Annotated in this window: 18 protein-coding genes and 2 pseudogenes; 2 read left to right on the forward strand and 18 right to left on the reverse strand. The window is 31.1% G+C overall.

Annotated elements, in window-relative coordinates:
* Window positions 1-20 precede the first annotated feature (20 nt).
* Window positions 21-599 carry an ECF transporter S component gene (locus T537_RS0109925; RefSeq protein WP_081823289.1) on the forward strand — a complete coding sequence of 193 codons (579 nt, stop codon included), beginning with the start codon at window positions 21-23 and terminating at the stop codon, window positions 597-599.
* 75 nt (window positions 600-674) lie between these two features.
* Here the strand turns inward: T537_RS0109925 and thiE are convergent, their stop codons facing one another.
* The 18 genes and pseudogenes from thiE to T537_RS0110010 all read right to left on the reverse strand — a co-directional run bounded on the left by thiE (window position 675) and on the right by T537_RS0110010 (window position 17,285).
* Entirely contained in the window at window positions 675-1,313 is a 639-nt protein-coding gene (gene thiE / locus T537_RS0109930; protein ID WP_031557660.1) for a thiamine phosphate synthase, read from the reverse strand.
* A 104-nt stretch (window positions 1,314-1,417) separates the two neighbouring features.
* Window positions 1,418-2,059, reverse strand: a complete 642-nt coding sequence (locus T537_RS0109935) for a putative bacteriocin export ABC transporter (protein ID WP_031557662.1) — start codon at window positions 2,057-2,059, stop codon at window positions 1,418-1,420.
* 3 nt (window positions 2,060-2,062) lie between these two features.
* Entirely contained in the window at window positions 2,063-4,054 is a 1,992-nt protein-coding gene (locus tag T537_RS0109940; RefSeq protein WP_031557666.1) for a hypothetical protein, read from the reverse strand.
* A gap of 98 nt (window positions 4,055-4,152) precedes the next feature.
* On the reverse strand, window positions 4,153-5,481 hold the full coding sequence (locus T537_RS0109945; RefSeq protein ID WP_031557669.1) for a sensor histidine kinase: 1,329 nt from the start codon (window positions 5,479-5,481) through the stop codon (window positions 4,153-4,155).
* A 9-nt stretch (window positions 5,482-5,490) separates the two neighbouring features.
* A complete protein-coding gene (locus T537_RS0109950; protein ID WP_031557671.1) occupies window positions 5,491-6,189 on the reverse strand; it encodes a response regulator transcription factor in 699 nt (232 codons plus the stop codon).
* 826 nt (window positions 6,190-7,015) lie between these two features.
* Complete coding sequence (locus tag T537_RS0109955; RefSeq protein WP_081823290.1) at window positions 7,016-7,378, reverse strand: GNAT family N-acetyltransferase; 363 nt, start codon at window positions 7,376-7,378, stop codon at window positions 7,016-7,018.
* A 16-nt stretch (window positions 7,379-7,394) separates the two neighbouring features.
* Entirely contained in the window at window positions 7,395-8,108 is a 714-nt protein-coding gene (locus T537_RS0109960) for an SdpI family protein (RefSeq protein ID WP_051637217.1), read from the reverse strand.
* A gap of 314 nt (window positions 8,109-8,422) precedes the next feature.
* On the reverse strand, window positions 8,423-8,962 hold the full coding sequence (locus T537_RS0109965; RefSeq protein ID WP_027438493.1) for a hemerythrin domain-containing protein: 540 nt from the start codon (window positions 8,960-8,962) through the stop codon (window positions 8,423-8,425).
* Window positions 8,963-9,115: 153 nt separating this feature from the next.
* Window positions 9,116-10,432, reverse strand: a complete 1,317-nt coding sequence (locus tag T537_RS0109970) for a Na+/H+ antiporter NhaC family protein (protein ID WP_027438494.1) — start codon at window positions 10,430-10,432, stop codon at window positions 9,116-9,118.
* Window positions 10,433-10,652: 220 nt separating this feature from the next.
* Complete coding sequence (locus tag T537_RS12535) at window positions 10,653-12,026, reverse strand: HD domain-containing phosphohydrolase (protein ID WP_051637218.1); 1,374 nt, start codon at window positions 12,024-12,026, stop codon at window positions 10,653-10,655.
* A 77-nt stretch (window positions 12,027-12,103) separates the two neighbouring features.
* The gene (locus T537_RS0109980; protein WP_031557681.1) at window positions 12,104-12,871 is read right to left on the reverse strand and encodes a heparan-alpha-glucosaminide N-acetyltransferase domain-containing protein; all 768 of its coding nucleotides are present in this window, start codon (window positions 12,869-12,871) and stop codon (window positions 12,104-12,106) included.
* Between the two features lie 71 nt (window positions 12,872-12,942).
* A pseudogene (locus T537_RS13100) lies at window positions 12,943-13,077 on the reverse strand (ATP-binding protein); the annotation flags it as partial.
* The gene (locus T537_RS13105; protein WP_155895260.1) at window positions 13,026-13,166 is read right to left on the reverse strand and encodes a hypothetical protein; all 141 of its coding nucleotides are present in this window, start codon (window positions 13,164-13,166) and stop codon (window positions 13,026-13,028) included. The gene T537_RS13105 and the pseudogene T537_RS13100, both read right to left, overlap by 52 nt.
* 707 nt (window positions 13,167-13,873) lie before the next feature.
* Window positions 13,874-14,743, reverse strand: a pseudogene (locus T537_RS0109990) (Na/Pi cotransporter family protein); the annotation flags it as partial.
* Window positions 14,744-14,897: 154 nt separating this feature from the next.
* Window positions 14,898-15,482, reverse strand: coding sequence for a cyclophilin-like fold protein (locus tag T537_RS0109995; protein ID WP_081823291.1), 585 nt, complete (start codon window positions 15,480-15,482; stop codon window positions 14,898-14,900).
* Between the two features lie 12 nt (window positions 15,483-15,494).
* The gene (locus tag T537_RS0110000; protein WP_031557688.1) at window positions 15,495-16,037 is read right to left on the reverse strand and encodes a flavodoxin family protein; all 543 of its coding nucleotides are present in this window, start codon (window positions 16,035-16,037) and stop codon (window positions 15,495-15,497) included.
* A 13-nt stretch (window positions 16,038-16,050) separates the two neighbouring features.
* On the reverse strand, window positions 16,051-17,052 hold the full coding sequence (locus T537_RS0110005; RefSeq protein WP_027438459.1) for an alpha/beta hydrolase: 1,002 nt from the start codon (window positions 17,050-17,052) through the stop codon (window positions 16,051-16,053).
* Between the two features lie 17 nt (window positions 17,053-17,069).
* On the reverse strand, window positions 17,070-17,285 hold the full coding sequence (locus T537_RS0110010; protein ID WP_031557691.1) for a hypothetical protein: 216 nt from the start codon (window positions 17,283-17,285) through the stop codon (window positions 17,070-17,072).
* Between the two features lie 121 nt (window positions 17,286-17,406).
* Here T537_RS0110010 and T537_RS0110015 point away from each other — a divergent pair, with 121 nt between their 5' ends.
* A complete protein-coding gene (locus T537_RS0110015) occupies window positions 17,407-18,279 on the forward strand; it encodes a LysR family transcriptional regulator (RefSeq protein WP_027438461.1) in 873 nt (290 codons plus the stop codon).
* Window positions 18,280-18,366: the final 87 nt, after the last annotated feature.

The following is an 18,366-nucleotide window of genomic DNA, read 5'->3' on the forward strand; positions in this document are numbered from 1 at the left end:
AAGTAAAGGAGCAATGGAAAATGATTACTAAAAATAATACTTATAACGAAGTAAACAACTCACAAAAGATAAACCCAATAAGAATTACTATTACAGCATTGTTTATAGCACTTAATATAGCCTTTTCATCTTTTGGTTTACCTGTACCTGGTGGTCATGTTTATCTATGTGATATGGTTATCTGCCTTGCTGCTTTAATACTAAATCCTTTTGAAAGCTTTATTGTTGGCGGTGTGGGTTCTTTTTTGGGAGACTTAATTTTTTACCCCTTAACAATGTTTGTTTCATTAATAACTCATGGACTTCAAGCATTAGTTATTTCTTTAATCGCCCATCACAGCTTTAAAGATAGACCTAAGCTTGCATCTATTATTGCAGTAATTGTCGGTGGACTTGTTATGGTTCTTGGCTACACACTTGGTAAAGCCTTTGTTTATAGTACTAAGGAATACGCTATTCTTACTATGCCTTATGAAATTACACAAACTTACCTTGGGGCAATTCTTTCAATAATACTTGCTTATAGATATAAAATTAAAGCAAGCTGCCTTAATCTTATTAATAGACATAATAACAGACATCTTGAGGCTACAAACTAATTAATAATAAAAGCTTGTTAGAGCAGGAAAAACCTATTCCTAATCTAACAAGCTTTACTTTTATTAGTTAATCACTTATTTAATCATATCTTCTGAAAGTTTTCTTAATTCTTCACATTCAGCCTTTATATCATCAGCTGCAAAAATTGCACTAACTAAAGCAACTCCGTCAACTCCTGTGCCCTTTAGCTTAGATATATTGTCCTTTTTTATACCACCTATTGCTACAACAGGCACAGATACTGCCTTACAGATATCAGATACAACACTTAAGTCAAGCACACTGGCATCTTTTTTAGTTGATGTTGAAAATATAGCGCCTACCCCTAAACAATCTGCGCCATTTTTAACAGCTTCAACCGCTTCTTTAACAGAATGAGCTGAAACTCCTATCATCATCTTGTCTCCCACAAGTTCTCTAACCCTTCCTGCTGCCATATCATCTTGTCCTACATGAATTCCATCTGCTCCACATTTAATCGCAACTTCCACATTGTCATTTATAAAAAAAGGAACCTTGTATTTATTACACAATGCTTTAATCTTAATAGCTTCCTTTAAAAACTCCTCGTCTGATAAATTCTTTTCTCTTAACTGAAGGCAAGTAATTCCTCCTTTAAGAGCTTCCTCTACCTGTTCATAAAGACTTTGTTTACCTGTCCAGGCCCTGTCTGTTACTGCATAGAGCAACATATTTTTCTTATCGCACTTCATATCTAGCACCTTCTTCTAAATTTTTGGGAGTCATGTTGTAAACTGCATATTTCCTCCATCTGCTCTATATTATCATAAATCAAAACAAATGTAGGAAAGATTATCTAATTTAAATCAATTTTTCTTTTACACATATTTGCAACTTCATTATCATGTGTAACTATTATAATTGTCTTACCTAATTTATTAAATTTTATTAATTCCTCCATTATCAAGTCTCTATTATTTTTATCAAGCGATCCAGTCGGTTCATCTGCAAGTATTATCGGTGTATCTTTTATCATTAGCCTAATTAAAGCTACTCGTTGTTGCTCTCCACCACTTAGTTGATAAACCTTCTTTTTTAGAAGATTCACCAATCCAAATTTTTGTAAATAAAACAAAACCTCATCATTTTTTTCTTTATTTTTCATTTTCTTATAACTGAATGCCAGTTTTATATTCCATTCTACTGTTTCATCTTCCACCAAACCATAATTTTGAAATAAATACCCAATATAATTTCTTCTAATCATCATAGCTTCTCTTGAATCAACATTTTTTATTTGTTTTCCATTTATTAAATATTCACCATCTGATGGATTAATTATTAAACCTAATATATTCAGCAAAGTAGTCTTTCCTCTTCCACTTTCACCAACAATTGCAATCATATCTCCACTCATAACAGATAAATTTACTCCTGATAATACCTCATTATTATCATATTTTTTTGATATTCCTTTTAATAATAAAATCTCATTCATTAATCATTCCCCTTTCATTATATCTGATATAGACTTAATTATTTCCTTGTTAAAAATCATTATTATAAATATTAGATCTGCTACTATTCCTATAATCATTGCAAATATATTTTGTTTTAAAGCAAGCAAAAAAAACGTTATTATAAGCAACAACAAATCATAAAATAACTGCGATTGAAGAATTTTAAAATTAGAAAAGCCCATTAAATATTTAATAGCGTATTTTTTACGATTTATCATTATCTCTAAATAGCAAGAAAAATACACTATTAATATTAGTGTTGCAATAAATAAGATTACAAATATTATTGCTTGATCTACAATAAACTCATAATATCTTATATCATCTGATAAAGGTGTTAATAAAGTTGCAGATGACAGCATTTCATTTAATGAATATTTAACTAACATTTTCTGATATTCTGATCTATCAGGTAATTTAAATGATAGTTTTCCTTTAGCTAATTCTTCCAAATACCAAGTGCCTGCTAAATTAGAATCATCTACATATATAATAGAATTAGTTATTTTCTGATTAGATTCAATTATATATTCATCCAAAATAGGTATATTCTGGTTATCATCAATAAATATAATATTAATATCTCTTATTTCGACTTCATTTTCGTTTTTATAATAAACATCATAATTGTAAAGCTCTGAATATTTTTCCTTACAATAATCAATAACTTTATAATCATTCTTATATTTTTTAGGAATCAATATAGTTTTATCCGGTAATTCATCTATAAATACTCCATTTTCATCTTTTAATTGCATAAAGGTTTTATAATACTTATTATTAACTACTACATAATTATCTTGATATGAATTTAATAAATCGTTAAAACTAGTATTATATAAATTATAATATGCATCTGTAGAATACGTTGTTATATTGGCATCTATTAACAAGGCTAATTCTTCATTTTCTTCATACATTCTCTTCATATCATCAGATATTTTTATTATCTCTTCTTTTTTTGAAAAACACTTATCATATTCCTGAGCATTATAACCATTAGATGTAAAATACGTATTCAATTGTCTATACTTATTAATATTGTTTAAAGTTTCATTATAATTATCTAATTGAATACTTAATGATGTGATTGATAACGTAATTGCAACTAACAAAATTATCTTTGTAAAATTCATTACTAAAGACCAAGCAGGTCTAAAAGTTTTATTTTTTATCATATCACTTATATCTATAAATCTTATACTAATTTGAGTTAACATTAATTGTATAACAGTTATTAAAACAACAATAGCAATAAAAAATAATAACAAAACCAGATAATTAAAACTAAATCTTTTTATAACACATATATAAGTTACATTTAATAACAAAATAACAATAACTGATAATATTTCTAACTTCAGAAATTCATATAAAGAATCTTTTACCATCCTAAAAGCACTAAATCCATTTAACTTTTTTATTGCATTTATTTTTATACGAGTACATGTATATATAAAAAGAATAACTTGAGTTATTACCAATAAAATTGTAAAATTTACGCCATTGTTCTTTAAAATTTGAATATAATCTATTGGATTTTCTCCATATGCTTTTATCTCCAATTCTAATTCCTCAGAAATTTTATTCATATCGTTATGATTTAATTCTGTATAAAATACACCAATAGAATCAACAAAATCATCTTTTGATAACTCTGCATAAGTTATTTTTTTATCTTTATTAATTGGAACTTTTTTTGAAATTTTAAGATTATTAGAATATAGCACTCTATATTCTTGAATTGAATTATTAGATACTGGCTCTTTAACAATTTCTATTTCTGCATTATATTCAACCAAACAGTTATAAATACGCTCTAAATTATTGCCAGTAACATCATCTATATAATATGCATTTAAATTACTATTTGTTATATTATTTAATATATAAACATCGTAAAAAGATTTGCTAAATATAAAAGAATATACAAATAGCTGGCCAATAATAAATAAAAGCATGAATTTTTTCATAAATAACTATCCCCCTTTTAAAATGCTCTTACCCTTTCTTAATAATAGCAACAGCTTATAACAAGGGGATAATTTTTTCCTAACTTTAAACTAACTTTTTATCTCAAAGGCAATAATATACACACTTTCATACCTTTTTTTGCATTCTCAAATTCAACTTTACCATTATGTAATTCAATAATTTTTTTAACAACTATAGTCCCCCAACCATGTAAACTTGAGTTATTGCCTTCCCTATTGTTTAATACAATTAATTCTTTATTATCTACTCCTATTCCATCATCAACAAATATAATACTTATTTCCTCTTCTTGCTTCTCTATAACAATATTAATAAAACATTTATATTCGTTATGTACAAGACTATTCAATAAAATATTCGTAAAAGCTCTTTTTAACAAATGCTCATCTGCTTCCATATATAATTCATCTGATTTATCATTAGATTCTAGTTGAATAGTATAATCATTATCATCATACATATTCATAATATCTGCCACGCACTCTCTTATAATTTGATCTAGTTTTGTCCTTTCCTTTTTTATAATTATATTGTTAATATCAAGATTATTTAATAGTGATAAATCATCTATCAAGTATTTAATTTTAAATGATTGATTCTGTATAGTTTTAATTTTCATATTTACGATTTTATTAGAATCTAATTCTTTTAATTCTTCACATTTTCCTATTATAACTGCTAAAGGAGTTCTAACATCATGAGTTATACCTGACATCCAATCTTTTTTTATCTTTTCGTTTTCCTGAATTTTTTTCTTCTGCATGTCTATTTTTTTTGATACAATATTTAACGCTTTCGATATATCTTTTAAATCTCCACTTTCTTCTAAAATAACTTGTTCACCATTTGATAAACTCATTATACCATCTGTTATTTTCTTGATTTTTGTAATAATTTTTTTAGCAAACAATAATGATAATAAAACAGTTATAATTATATTATTAATAATGGCAATTATAATACATGTAAACATAGTATTTTTACTGATTTTCAAATTTTTCTTCCAATAAAATTTCCCATCATTTCCTAAAATTGCAAGTCCATTTGGTATTTGTATAATATCAACTGAATAACCTGATAAATACCATTTAGATGCACTTGCTATATCTGATACTGTATACGTCTTATTTAATTCATCTGGTAAATCATTCGAATATAGTATTTCACCATTTTCATTTAAAACCATATACCACTTAAAGTTTTTGTCACAATATTCATCAACATATTCATTTACTGTGCAAACATTATCTTTTATTTCTATTCCATTTATAAATTTATCAACTGTTATATTTTGTGTTTGAGTTAAAAAATCTAGCACAAATTTCAAACTTATCATATTTATTAACATCAAAACACTTACAACAATAACAATTGCTTTTATATATTTTTTTATTATCTCCCTCATTTTTCCTCACTAATTAACTATAAGTTTATACCCTATTCCTTTAATTGTTTTTAAATATTTAGGCTCTGACGGGTTTTCTTCTATCTTATTTCTAATTCTGCGTATATGCATTATCAAGCTTTGTTCATTTCCACTTATATCCTCTCCCCATATAGCATCAGCTATTGCATCTTTTGTTAACACTCTATTTTTATTCTCATATAGTTTACTCAAAATTTCTCTTTCCATGGCTGTCAGGTTTACACTTTTATCATTATTTATTACAACATTTTGTGAAAAATCGATTATTACATCACCCAAAATACATTTTTGTGTTTCCTGTAACTTTATTTTATAGCTTCTTCTTAATATTGCATTTATTCTAAACACTAATTCTTTCATAATAAATGGCTTAGTTATATAATCATCTGCACCAAGTCCTAAACCAATTAATTTATCAACATCTTCATCCTTTGCAGTTAAAAAGATAACTGGTATATCTGAAGAACTTCTGACATATTTTAATAATTCATATCCATCTCCATCAGGTAACATAATATCTAAAACAAGTATATGTGGTTTTTCTTTTAAAAATGTTTTTTTGGCTTCTTCTATTGTAGAAGTTTTAAAAATACGATAAAACCCTTCTTGTTTTAAACCATTCTCTATATGATTTAATATTTCATTCTCATCATCTAATAATAATATTTTATACTCCCTTATATTCATGTAACCCTCCTTTTGTCTATATTTTATAATTAAATTCACTTCTTTTAAAGTCTTAAAATCAAAAAATAAAAGCCCTAAAGACTAGAATTTGCGCGTTTCTACGAGCGGTGCAAGGATGTACCGAATTGGCTGTCGGGAGCTTGCTCACGGACAGACATATTCGTGTGCAGACTTATAGTGCGACAGCGCGACATGAGCATGAAGCGTAGCAGAATGCGAATAAAGTCACCGCTCAACAAATCTCAATTTACTAATTTAACTGTCTTCAATTATACAGAATTCTGTTGAATGTCAATTAAAATTGACCCACAGAGGGTGCAAAATAAAAGACTACTTAGGTTCATTTTCTGAGCCTATAGGTTGCTGGCCAGATTGCCCAAATCAAGGAAAAAGTCTGGAAAAAGATTAGATTTCCGGTCTTGGAAAAGTTCAATATTTTTACAGCTAATCCAAACCACAAAAAAAAGCCCCAAAAAGGCAACAAATTCTTGCCTTTTCGGTGTTTTATAAAACTAGAATTGCCTATATGCGTAAAATAAAATTGAAAAAGATGAAAAACACAGAAGAAATCTTGAGATTTGTTGCCCTACAGGGGAATTATTCCTTAATATGGGCAACTACGAATCTTCATATGGGCAACCATAAATCTCTATAATCCACGAATCTCTATAATCTCTTTTACATGATCATTTATCTTTTCCTCTCTTATTTTCAATTTGTTTTCTTGCTCTCTGTTTTGAGCTTGAAGTCATTATCGACAAATCTGAATTTATCTAATCTTTAGGGCTAATAATTATATTCAAATCTAGGGAATAACACTCCATTGTTACTTTCTATGTTTAGGAATAGCGCATGCTTCATTTCCAGTCATTTCCAAAGCCTTTCTAGCTTCAGCCTCTGGATCAATTAAGCAGTCACTATATTCCTTATTTTTATTAAACCACTTTACTGCATAAGAACAAGTGAGTTCTGCCTTAGCATTTCTTTTCTTTAATTCCTTTGCGAGTAATTCCATTAATATTCCTGCAACTCCCTGTCCTCTTAAAGAAGGATCAACAACTGTATGTGTTACTTCAACCTTTCCTTCTTCAAACTCAGGAAAATCAACATATGCAATTATATTATCATTCTCGTCTTTTAAATATATTTTTTCCTTTGAAATTATAAAATCATTAACATTAACTGCCATAAAAGCCTCCTTTATATTATTTTACATTTATTGTTCTTTCTTCATCATATACTTTTTTAGAATATATCATAGTTGCTATAACAGCCACTAATATATAAGCAAGCATTAGAAAAACTCCAACAATTGATTGCCTTATAAACACGGCTGTAACAATAGTTAAAAGTCCGCTAATCATTAGTGCATAGGCGCCAAATCTATTAGATTTTCTCCAAGTTCTGTCATTATACATACTAAAAGAGGTTCTTATTCCTACTATCTTATTCATCTTAGTCCTAGTCATAAAGTTTGCTAAAACAATTATTAACACTCCCGTTCCAATTATTTCAATTTTAATACTATCTACTGACATTGTTACAGCATCCGTATTTATTAAGTTAATAGCTTTATAAAGGCCAAAAGCTTCCATAAATATAAAAAAGATAGTTTCACATAAGCCAACAATATCTAACACTTTAGCATTAGCAAGTAATGACTTAATTTCCTTATCTTCTGTGCTTCTAGTTGCTTTCCTCTCAAAATACATTGAAAATGCTATCCAAAAAATCCCCATTACAATAATTATAATTGGGAAAATGAAATTCTCATATTTACTTCCCCATCTATCCACAACTCCATTTAAATCATAATGCATAGGCATCTTTTCAGGTAAAAAGCTCATTAACACAGCCATTACAACTAAATTAACAACTGCTAATACACACATAATTTTTCTAATTACATTATTCTTCATAATCTTTCTCTCCTTTAAATTGACTAATCCACATAACTAACTCTTGAAAAACTGTTGCGTTAATTTCATAATAAACAAAATATTTCTCCTTTGTCAAAGCAATTCAAAAATTATTTTAAATTGCAAACATAAAAAAGCCCTAAAGACTAGAATTTATCTAATCTTTAGGGCTAATAGTTTTAGTAAAGCGGGCATTCGGAATCCGCTTCGCTACTTCCTCATGAACGCAGTGGCACTTTGTGCCACCTGTCAGAAGGGGCTTTAACCCCTTCTGACACTAGTAAGCTTTATACCCCCGCTTAAAGCTTACGCTTTTAAAGCAGGGGATTGCTTACACTGCGTTCAAATCTAGGGAATAGGACTCCATTTTCCTTAGACTCATGCTCTGAAATATCCGCAAATAACTCTTGCATCTTTCTGTAAATAAAAGATAAATTGTCATCTTCCTTCTTATAGCTAAAGTTATCTGATAACTTAGTCATTTTCACAATTCGTTCTTCCGCTTTTCCATGCTCATTTTCTAAATCCGATATCTTAAGTAAAAGTTCCTTATTATCTACATTTGACATAATCATCATAGGAAAAACCTCAAATTCTTCCTTTTCAAAATGTCTTTTTAATTCAAAAGTCATTCTTTTAAACTCGCCAAAAGTTTCTGATATTTTGTCATCAAGTTGAGGATTTCTTTTTTCATAATTCTTTATATCTTCAATTATAAAATCCATTAATTCCAATTCTTTTTTGTGATGCTTTGTTCTTATATCATAAATCAACTCTGAAACTGACATGTTAGACACTAATGCTTCTTTATCTACTCTTTTCTTCAAATCCTCTATCATTTCCTTACTAATCATAAAATCACTCCTTTATCTAAACCCATTTCTTAATAGAGAATTATATAACTTTATACCAAGTTTTTCTGTGGCTATAACCACAAATTTAATTTTTATAAAAATTAGCCATAAAAAACAGAGGCAATCTCTTGCCTCTGTTTCCTAATAAGCTATCTAATCATTCTTTTTTCTATCAAACACGATTGAAATTATAACAAATAAGCATAATACAAATGGATAAATCAAGTATGGAATAAAGTTAAAGCTTGGAATTCCTGCAATACTTGATGCCACAAGTAACTGTGCGCCATAAGGGATAATTCCCTGCATAATACATGAACTTACATCAAGTAATGATGCTACTTTTCTAGCTTCTATTTTATATTCGTCTCCAATTTCCTTAGCAATTGGTGCTGCTACTACAATAGCTACAGTATTATTAGCTGTTGCAAGATCCATAAAGGCTGTAAGAACTGAAATGCCAAACATTGCTCCCTTTCTTTTTTTAGCCTTTTTACGTATTAGCTGTAATATAGCCTCAAATCCACCATTGTTCTTTATTAATGCAGTAACACTTGCAACTAATATTGTTACAATCATTGTTTCAAACATTCCTGAAATACCAGTTCCAATAGATGATAGTGCTGTTGCATAAACCAAAGAACCTGTTACAATACCAACAAGAATAAAAGTTATAATTCCTATAGTCAAAACAATAAATACATTAATACCTATAACAGACATAATAAGTACTAAGAAGTAAGGCAAGGCCTGTAATATATTATAATCAAAATCACCTATTAATTCGCCTTTATTCATAAATGAGTATACAACTAAAATCACAAATGTAATTATTGCTGCTGGTAGTGCAACCTTTACATTAGTTCTAAATTTATCCTTCATAGCAACTCCCTGTGTCTTAGTAGCTGCAATTGTTGTATCTGAGATAAATGATAAGTTATCACCAAACATCGATCCACCTACAACTGCTCCAACACACAATGGAAGAGATAATCCATTAGTTGCAATTGCCACAGCAATAGGTACAAGTACTGTAATAGAACCAACACTAGTTCCCATAGCCATAGAAATCAAACATGCTATAAGAAAAAGTCCAGGTACTTCAAAACCTGTAGGAATAATACTTAATAACATATTCGCTGTACTTGTTGCTCCACCAGCCGCAGAGGCTATACCACTAAAAGCACCAGCTAGAATAAATATAAATAACATAGTTACAATATTATCATCGCCAATTCCCATTGCGCATAAATGAATCTTATCCTCAAAGCTTATCTTTCTATTCTGAAAAAAAGCACATATTAAAGAAATACTAAACGCCAAAACTACAGAAACTACATAAAAGCCCATCTGTCCATCAAGGGGATTAATATACTCGAAATAAATACCATTACCTAAATAAAGAATTAAAAAAACGGCTATTGGAAATAACGCTCCTAAATTAGCCTTCACCTTTTGTTCATTTGCCATATCATTAGCTCCTTAATTAAAAACATTCCTCTTGTTTATCTATTTATTACGTTAAAGTAAAAAAATGCTTTTCTATTTTATCAAAGGAATTAAAATTTCTCAACTATATTAGATAATTTTTTTGCTAACAAAATCCTTTTACAAAAATAAAGATCAGCAAAGCTATTATTACTCTTTGCTGACCTTTGTATATTTATTATAAATATTTACTATAAATGTATTACTTTTCTGTATCAACAAGGTCTACTTTTCTACTTTTTATAAGACCAAGCATAACATCTGCAATCTTAGGATCAAATTGTAATCCCTTGTTTTTTTCTATCTCTGAAATAATAGTTTCTCTATCTAATTTATTCCTATAGATTCTATTAGTATTCATTGCATCATATGCATCTGCAACACATATGATTCTTGCTATTAGTGGGATTTCCTCACCTACTAAGCCAACAGGATATCCTCCTCCGTCATATCTTTCATGGTGAAAAAGCGCTCCAAGTTCCACATCTTTTAAGCTCTTAAATCGCTTAAGAATTTCTCCGCCCATTAAGGTATGAGCTTTAATAATCTCAAATTCCTCGCCAGTTAATCTACTTGGCTTATCAAGAATATTATCTGGGACGCCAATTTTTCCACAATCATGAAGAAGAGCAATATAATAGATTCTATCAAGTTCATCTCCTTCAAATCCAAGTTCCTTAGCAATCATTCTCGTATAGATAGCTACTCTTTTAGAATGACCGTTAGTATACGGATCTTTGGCATCAATAAAGCCAGTAAATGTCTCAATAGACTCATTAATTATCTTATTATCTCTCTCATGCTGAATCATATATTTCTTAATCTTTTGTGTGGTTATAATATTAATAATCAATACCAAGATCCAAATAATCAAAGCTAAAAATGAAATTATAAAGAAAACATCTGTAGCTAGCATCCTATGTATCTTGTAATATAATGAAAATGATAAATTCTCAACCTCTACATTCATAGGAAAATACATAATAATACCAGGTGTTGTAGCTTCATTAGCTTCAATAGGTATTTCCTTAGCATTAAGAGTAGAACTTGGCCAGTAAACCAAATAGTCACCTGGCTTCATTACTACAAGTTCTTCACCATCCACTCTAAATATATCAAAATTATAATCATTAGTATTAAAGTCTCTTAAATCCGGCACAGTTGCCACATATTCATTATCATCTCTAAATTGATGAATCTCTATTGCACCATTCCATCCTTGAGAAATATATGCTTCTTGATTAAACTGTAATTTAAAATGAAAATCATTTATCCTATCCTTGCTGTTATTAAAAATTGTAAAATCATAAGTATAGGCCTGATAATTATTATCAGTAAGTCCTTCGTTATTAAAGTCAAAAATCTTTCCCCAAGTACTAGTTCTAGGAATAACACTAAGGCCAATATTCTTTCTAACAACTTCTTTATTTAAAAATTCATACCCCACAAAGCTTTCTATATGTTGCTTTTTATTGTATAGCCTAACCCTTACTACACTAGCAAGTAAACAAGAAAATATAATTATAAAAGCAATGATAAATCCTATTATAGACTTTTTTCTTTTATTCTTATTCACGACTATGCTCCTACAAAAACCCAAAATATTTTTTAATACACTTTTAATATATCAAAATTATACATACTTTTAAACTTCTAATTTATTAACATACTAAAAAGCATTAAAATTCCCATACATATTGGCTGATGAAGTAAATAAATAAGAAGACTATGTTGACCAATATTAGTTAAAGCTGGGATTCTAAACTTCATTAACTTTAAAAAGGATAGCTTGTCAAAAAGGCCTAAATCCTTACAAATCCTGTGTAGAGCATAACCTGAAACAAATAAAAAAAACCAAGGTAAAATCGGAAAATAATCTGCAGATACAAAGCCCTCTTTTAAAAAACCAAAGGGAACAAGTATATGATACTTATATAGCCAATCCGGCAGTCTAATTAGCTTGATTCTATGAAATCCTAAATGTCTTTGAGGTATTGAAAAGGTAATTAAAAACGCAAGTAAAGATATAATAAAAACAAGCACTGATGGTAGCTTAATCAATAACTTATCCGCCACTATCATTATTAACATAGATGCTCCAATAAGGAATAAGACTCCATAAAAAATTGCTATGTCAGGCCCCATAAAAGCTGTAACAGCAGTAATAAGAATTCCGCATAAACTAACAGTTATACCTCTTTTTAGCTTTCCATTACTATTAAAATTCCACACAAATCCTGACAAAAAAATAAATGAGATACAAATAAACTGCTCCCATATATACACCTCTGGCATATAAATCCAGTTAGAATTGCTTTTTATTAGCACAAAATAATCATAACAAAAATGATATGCCACCATGTTAAGAACTATAAATCCCCTATAGGCATCTAATAAGTATAACCTATTGCTCTTGTCCATATAATCCTCTTTTTATTTATTCATAAATTTTCGTAAATATTATAATGTTAACTCTAGTAAAAAAGCAATCACTAAAAAATAACTGTCATTGTTGTACCAACGTTTGGAGCACTATCCACCATTATCTTGGCATCGTGAAGCTCTACTATATGTTTTACAATTGCAAGTCCAAGGCCTGTTCCGCCTGTGGCCTTTGATCTACTCTTATATCAATAATTTCACCATTAACCCTTACTTCTCTTTTGTCATTATTTATACTTATTTCCTCAAATGTAAGTTCCTTTATTATGTTCATTTTCTGAACCTATAGGTTGCTGGCCGGATTGCCCAAATCAAGGAAAAAGTCTGGAAAAAGATTAGATTTCCGGTCTTGGGAAAGTTCAATATTTTTACAGCTAATCCAAACCACACAAAAAAGCTCCAAAAAGGCAACAAATTCTTGTCTTTTCGGTGTTTTATAAAACTAGAATTGCCTATATGCGTAAAATAAGATTGAAAAAGATGAAAAGCAAAGAAGAAATCTTGAGATTTGTTGCCCTACAGGGGAATTATTCCTTAATATGGGCAACTACGAATCTTCATATGGGCAACCATAAATCTCTATAATCTCTTTTACATGATCATTTATCTTTTCCTCTCTTATTTTCAACTTGTTTTCTTGCTCTCTGTTTTGAGCTTGAAGTCATTATCGACAAATCTAAATTTGCGCGTTTCTACGAGCGGTGCAAGGATGCACCGAATTGGCTGTCGGGGGCTTGCTCACGGACAGACATATTCGTGTGCAGACTTATAGTGCGACAGCGCGACATGAGCATGAAGCGTAGCAGAATGCGAATACAGTCACCGCTCAACAAATCTCAATTTACTAATTTACCTGTCTTCAATTATACCGAATCCTCATCAACAATTAAATATCGTTGCAATAATTCCTCATACTCTTTATTAAACATTTCTCGCTCCTCATTTGAAAAGCTCTTAAGAAACTAAATCTGTTGTAAGTTCTTCTGCATTCTTACCATCAGGAATTGTGACTACAGCAAGCTTAACAAGATAATCAGAAAATGGGAAAAATATAATTGTTGCACCTATGTTAAATAAGCTATGTATAACAGCAATTCCAGCAGCATTAGCTGCGCTGCCTAAAAACGCAAAATTTACAAAAGTATTTAAACTATAGAACACCAGCATAAAAATACATGTTCCAATTAAATTAAAATATAGATGCACCATTGCAGCTCTTCTTGCATTTTTGCTTGCTCCAATTGATGAAATGATTGATGTAACGCAAGTTCCTATATTTTGTCCCATAATAATTGGCAATGCCACAGAATAATGAACAGCTCCTGTTGCACATAAGGCCTGAAGTATACCCACTGATGCAGACGAACTCTGAATAATAGCCGTAAGGATTGCAAAACCTAACAGTATTGCTCCCACATCTTTTTTCTTAGAATCACCCTTTCCAGGCATAAAAAGAAAAACTCCAATAAACGCAAAGATAGGAGAAAAAGATGAAGGTTTTAAAAGCTTCAACCAAAGGCTACTAGCCTCAATTCCTGTAAGGGATAACATCCAGGATGTAATTGTTGTACCAATATTTGCACCCATAATAATGCCAACTGCCTGGGACAATTTCATAATCCCTGAGTTAACAAAACCCACTACCATAACCGTAGTGGCTGAGGATGACTGTATAACGGCTGTAACACCAGCTCCCAAAAGAACTGCAAAAACTCTTCTCGTAGTTAATTTTTCCAAAATCATTTCAAGCTTACCACCAGCCATCTTAGAAAGACCATCTCCCATAACACTCATTCCATATAGGAAAAGTGATAAGCCACCTATCATACTTAATACACTAAAAATATCCATACAAATTCCTTTCTAGCTTTATTCTTAACCAATTATTAGAATAAAGGTAAAAAGTAAAATGTATGGACATAGTTATGTAAAATCTGTGTAAAAAACATTAAGATTTTTGCTATATTTGAGTCTGCTAAAAAACTATGACAAATACGTTTCCGTTTTATTCAATGCTAATGGTTATAGTAACATCTCCATTGGAAAGAAGATCAGTCATTTCTTTCGTATTCTTATCAGATATATGTCCAAGTCTTGTATATGACCAGCTATTAGAACCATAGAACACTACCATCTGATTTCCGGAGTATAGTACAATGTCGCCTGAACTCGTTGTTGTCTGCTTATCATCTCTTGGCAAGCTCTGTCCTATTGAACCCACCTGTTCAAAACCACCATACATTGACATCTGAATTGTAACATCACCGTCTTCAGCCATATCCTTAAGTGCCTCTACAGCTTGGTTATCTTCCCAATCCACATTAACTTTTGTATCGCCGATTTTCATTGTCATAGAACTACCTCCAATAGCTTCATCCTCTGCTGATTCATCTTTTTCTGTCGGCTGATACATAGTTGTTCCCTCCGACATAACATTCTCTTCTAGACTTTCCGTTTCATTATTTTCTAATACTGATATTTCAGTTGCCGCATTCTGATTATCGCCGGAATTTATTGTATTTCCTGAACATGCGCTCATACAAAACATTATTGTCATGCAGAATGCTATCAAAATCATTTTAGTTTTCATCGCAAACATCCTTTATTTTAAAGATTTTCCAAACTCAAAAGCTTCGTTTAACTCTTCTGTTTTCCCGGAAGCCTCACCCATATCGCCTATGCCTCCGCAAAATAAGGAAGCGGAGAATTCTGCCTTTTCAAAACAGTCAACCCATCCCTGAAGTCCGCTTTCAGCCTTTTTAGGCACAAACTCTTCATCCTCAGCTGCAACAGAGAGCATATATACATTTCTAAATTTATAATCTGAAGGATACAAAGGATTGAGTCTGTCCAAAAGAGTCTTCATCTGGCCACTCATCTCGTAGTAATAAATTGGAGTTGCAAAAACAAGGGTATCTGCATTCTTTACTTTTTCTGCAATCTCTACTGCATCATCATTAATGACACATTTCTGGGTATTCTGACAGGCAAGACAACCTATACAAAAACCTATGCTCTTCCCTTTTAGACTTATATGCTCCACATCATGTCCTGACGCTTTTGCTCCTTCTATAAGCTTTTCAGTAAGTATATCTGAATTGCTATTTGCACGAAGGCTTGTTGAAATTACTAATACTTTGCTCATATCATCCCGTCCTTTATTTCAAATTCTCCTTAAAGAAGCTTTCCAACTTGTCAAATGGAATATAATCCTTATCTCCACCGTCATAGAGATCAGTATGTACTGCATCAGGAATTATCATAAGTTCCTTATTATCTGCATACTTGCTGTCTTTTACCATGTCTGCATATGCATCCTTTGAAAAATAACATGAATGTGCTTTTTCTCCGTGAACTAGTAAAACAGCACTTCTGATTTCGTTACTGTACTTAAGTATTGGCTGATTAACAAATGACTCACAGCCTATTACATTCCAGCCGCCGTTGGAATTAAGACTTCTCTTATGATAACCTCTGTCAGTCTTGTAGTAGTCATAATAATCTTTTACAAAGAAAGGCGCATCCTCAGGGAGTGGATCTACAACTCCACCGCCAAGCTTATATTCACCAGTCTTAAGGTCTTCAAGTCTCTGAGCGCACATGGCAGCTCTCTTCTGATATCTTGCTTCCTCACTGTCCTCTGAGTCAAAATATCCCTTGGCGTTTACTCTTGTCATGTCATACATTGTCATTGCAGCTGTAGCTTTGATTCTTGTATCAAGAGCTGCTGTGTTTACAGCCATGCCGCCCCATCCACAGATACCGATAATTCCGATTCTCTCAGGATCTACTTTTTCATTAAGTGAAAGGAAATCTACTGCTGCCATAAAGTCTTCTGTATTAATGTCTGGCGATGCCATATATCTTACATTTCCACCGGACTCTCCTGTAAATGATGGGTCAAATGCTATTGTTAAAAATCCTCTTTCTGCCATTGTCTGCGCATAGAGACCTGAACACTGCTCTTTTACTGCGCCAAAAGGTCCACTTACAACAATTGCAGATAGCTTACCTTCTGCATTCTTTGGCACATACATATCCGCTGCAAGGGTAATTCCATATCTGTTTACAAATGTAACTTTACTGTGATCTACCTTATCACTTTTCTTAAATGTCTTATCCCACTCTGTTACTAGCTTTAAATCTTCTTTTTTAATCATTTTGTTATCCTCCTAAATTATTTTTCTTTCTGAATCTGTCTTATCAAAAAATCCATATTATCAACTTTTTTCTGGCTGGCATGAAGTTCATCCATAAGGTGACAACGGCATTTCCGTAGGTCTCGAAGGAGCGTATCAGTATCGCCTTCATCATACATTTTCTTCATGAAACATATTTGTTTATCGTCACAGCCCATATCTGAAAGGTTTTCAAGAATTTTCTTTGTATCCATTTTATTTCTCCTTCTAATTATATATTAAAGCCTTGACCTGATTTTCGCTAATGAATATAATTAATATCATGATATTTATTTTTGGAATAACATATTAACGGTAAGCTTTATGGAGGTTTTCATGGAAATAAAAAATCTCAGATACTTTCTTGCAGTTGCCAGGGAAGAAAATATGTCAAAAGCTGCTGAGCAGCTTCATGTATCACAACCTACTCTTTCAAAGACATTAAAAGCACTAGAGGAAGAACTTGGGAAAAAATTGTTTGTCAGACACAGCTTCAGTATTTCACTTACTGATGAAGGTATGCTTCTTCGTGACCGCGCCCAGGATCTTGTGGCTATGTCAGATAAAATCGAACAGGAATTTAACTCCTTAGATGATATAACAGGTGGGAATATATATTTTGGACTAGCAGAAAGCTATCAAATCAGATACCTTGCCAGAGAGATTTATAAACTAAAAGAAAAATACCCTAATCTTACTTATCATATAACCAGCGGAGACACTGAGCAAGTTACTGAAAAGCTTGATAAGGGTATTTTAGACTTTGCCGTAATATGTGAAACACCTGACAGTAATAAATATGAATATATAAAATTTCCGGAAGCTGATGTTTGGGGAGCAATCATTTCTTCATCTCATTCCCTTGCAAAGAAAAAAGTCATCCATGTCTCTGACCTGATAGGACAACCTCTATTTGTCTCAGAGCAGAGTTGGAACAATGAAATCAAAGCATGGGCCAAAGACAAATATCCGGAACTTAAGCTTGAGGGATCCTTTAGACTTTCCTATAATGGCTCTGTATTTGCAAAAGAAAATCTTGGAATTCTTCTCACTTTTAAAAATCTAATAAATACTGAAGGAACAGACATAGTATTCAGACCTCTTTCACCAGAGCTGAAGTCAGAACTATATCTCATATGGAATAAATATCAGACCTTTACACCTATTGCTGAAAAGTTTCTAGAGCAGATAAAAAAGACTTTCAGGTAATCCGCTTTTACACCTGGTCATTAAAGTTAATATTTCCTCTCGTAAATGCTATTTGCTTTACTGGCCTCATTAGAATTTGTAATCATA

The sequence above is a fragment of the Lachnospira multipara LB2003 genome (genome assembly GCF_000702205.1).
Taxonomy (GTDB): Bacteria; Bacillota; Clostridia; order Lachnospirales; family Lachnospiraceae; genus Lachnospira; species Lachnospira multipara_A.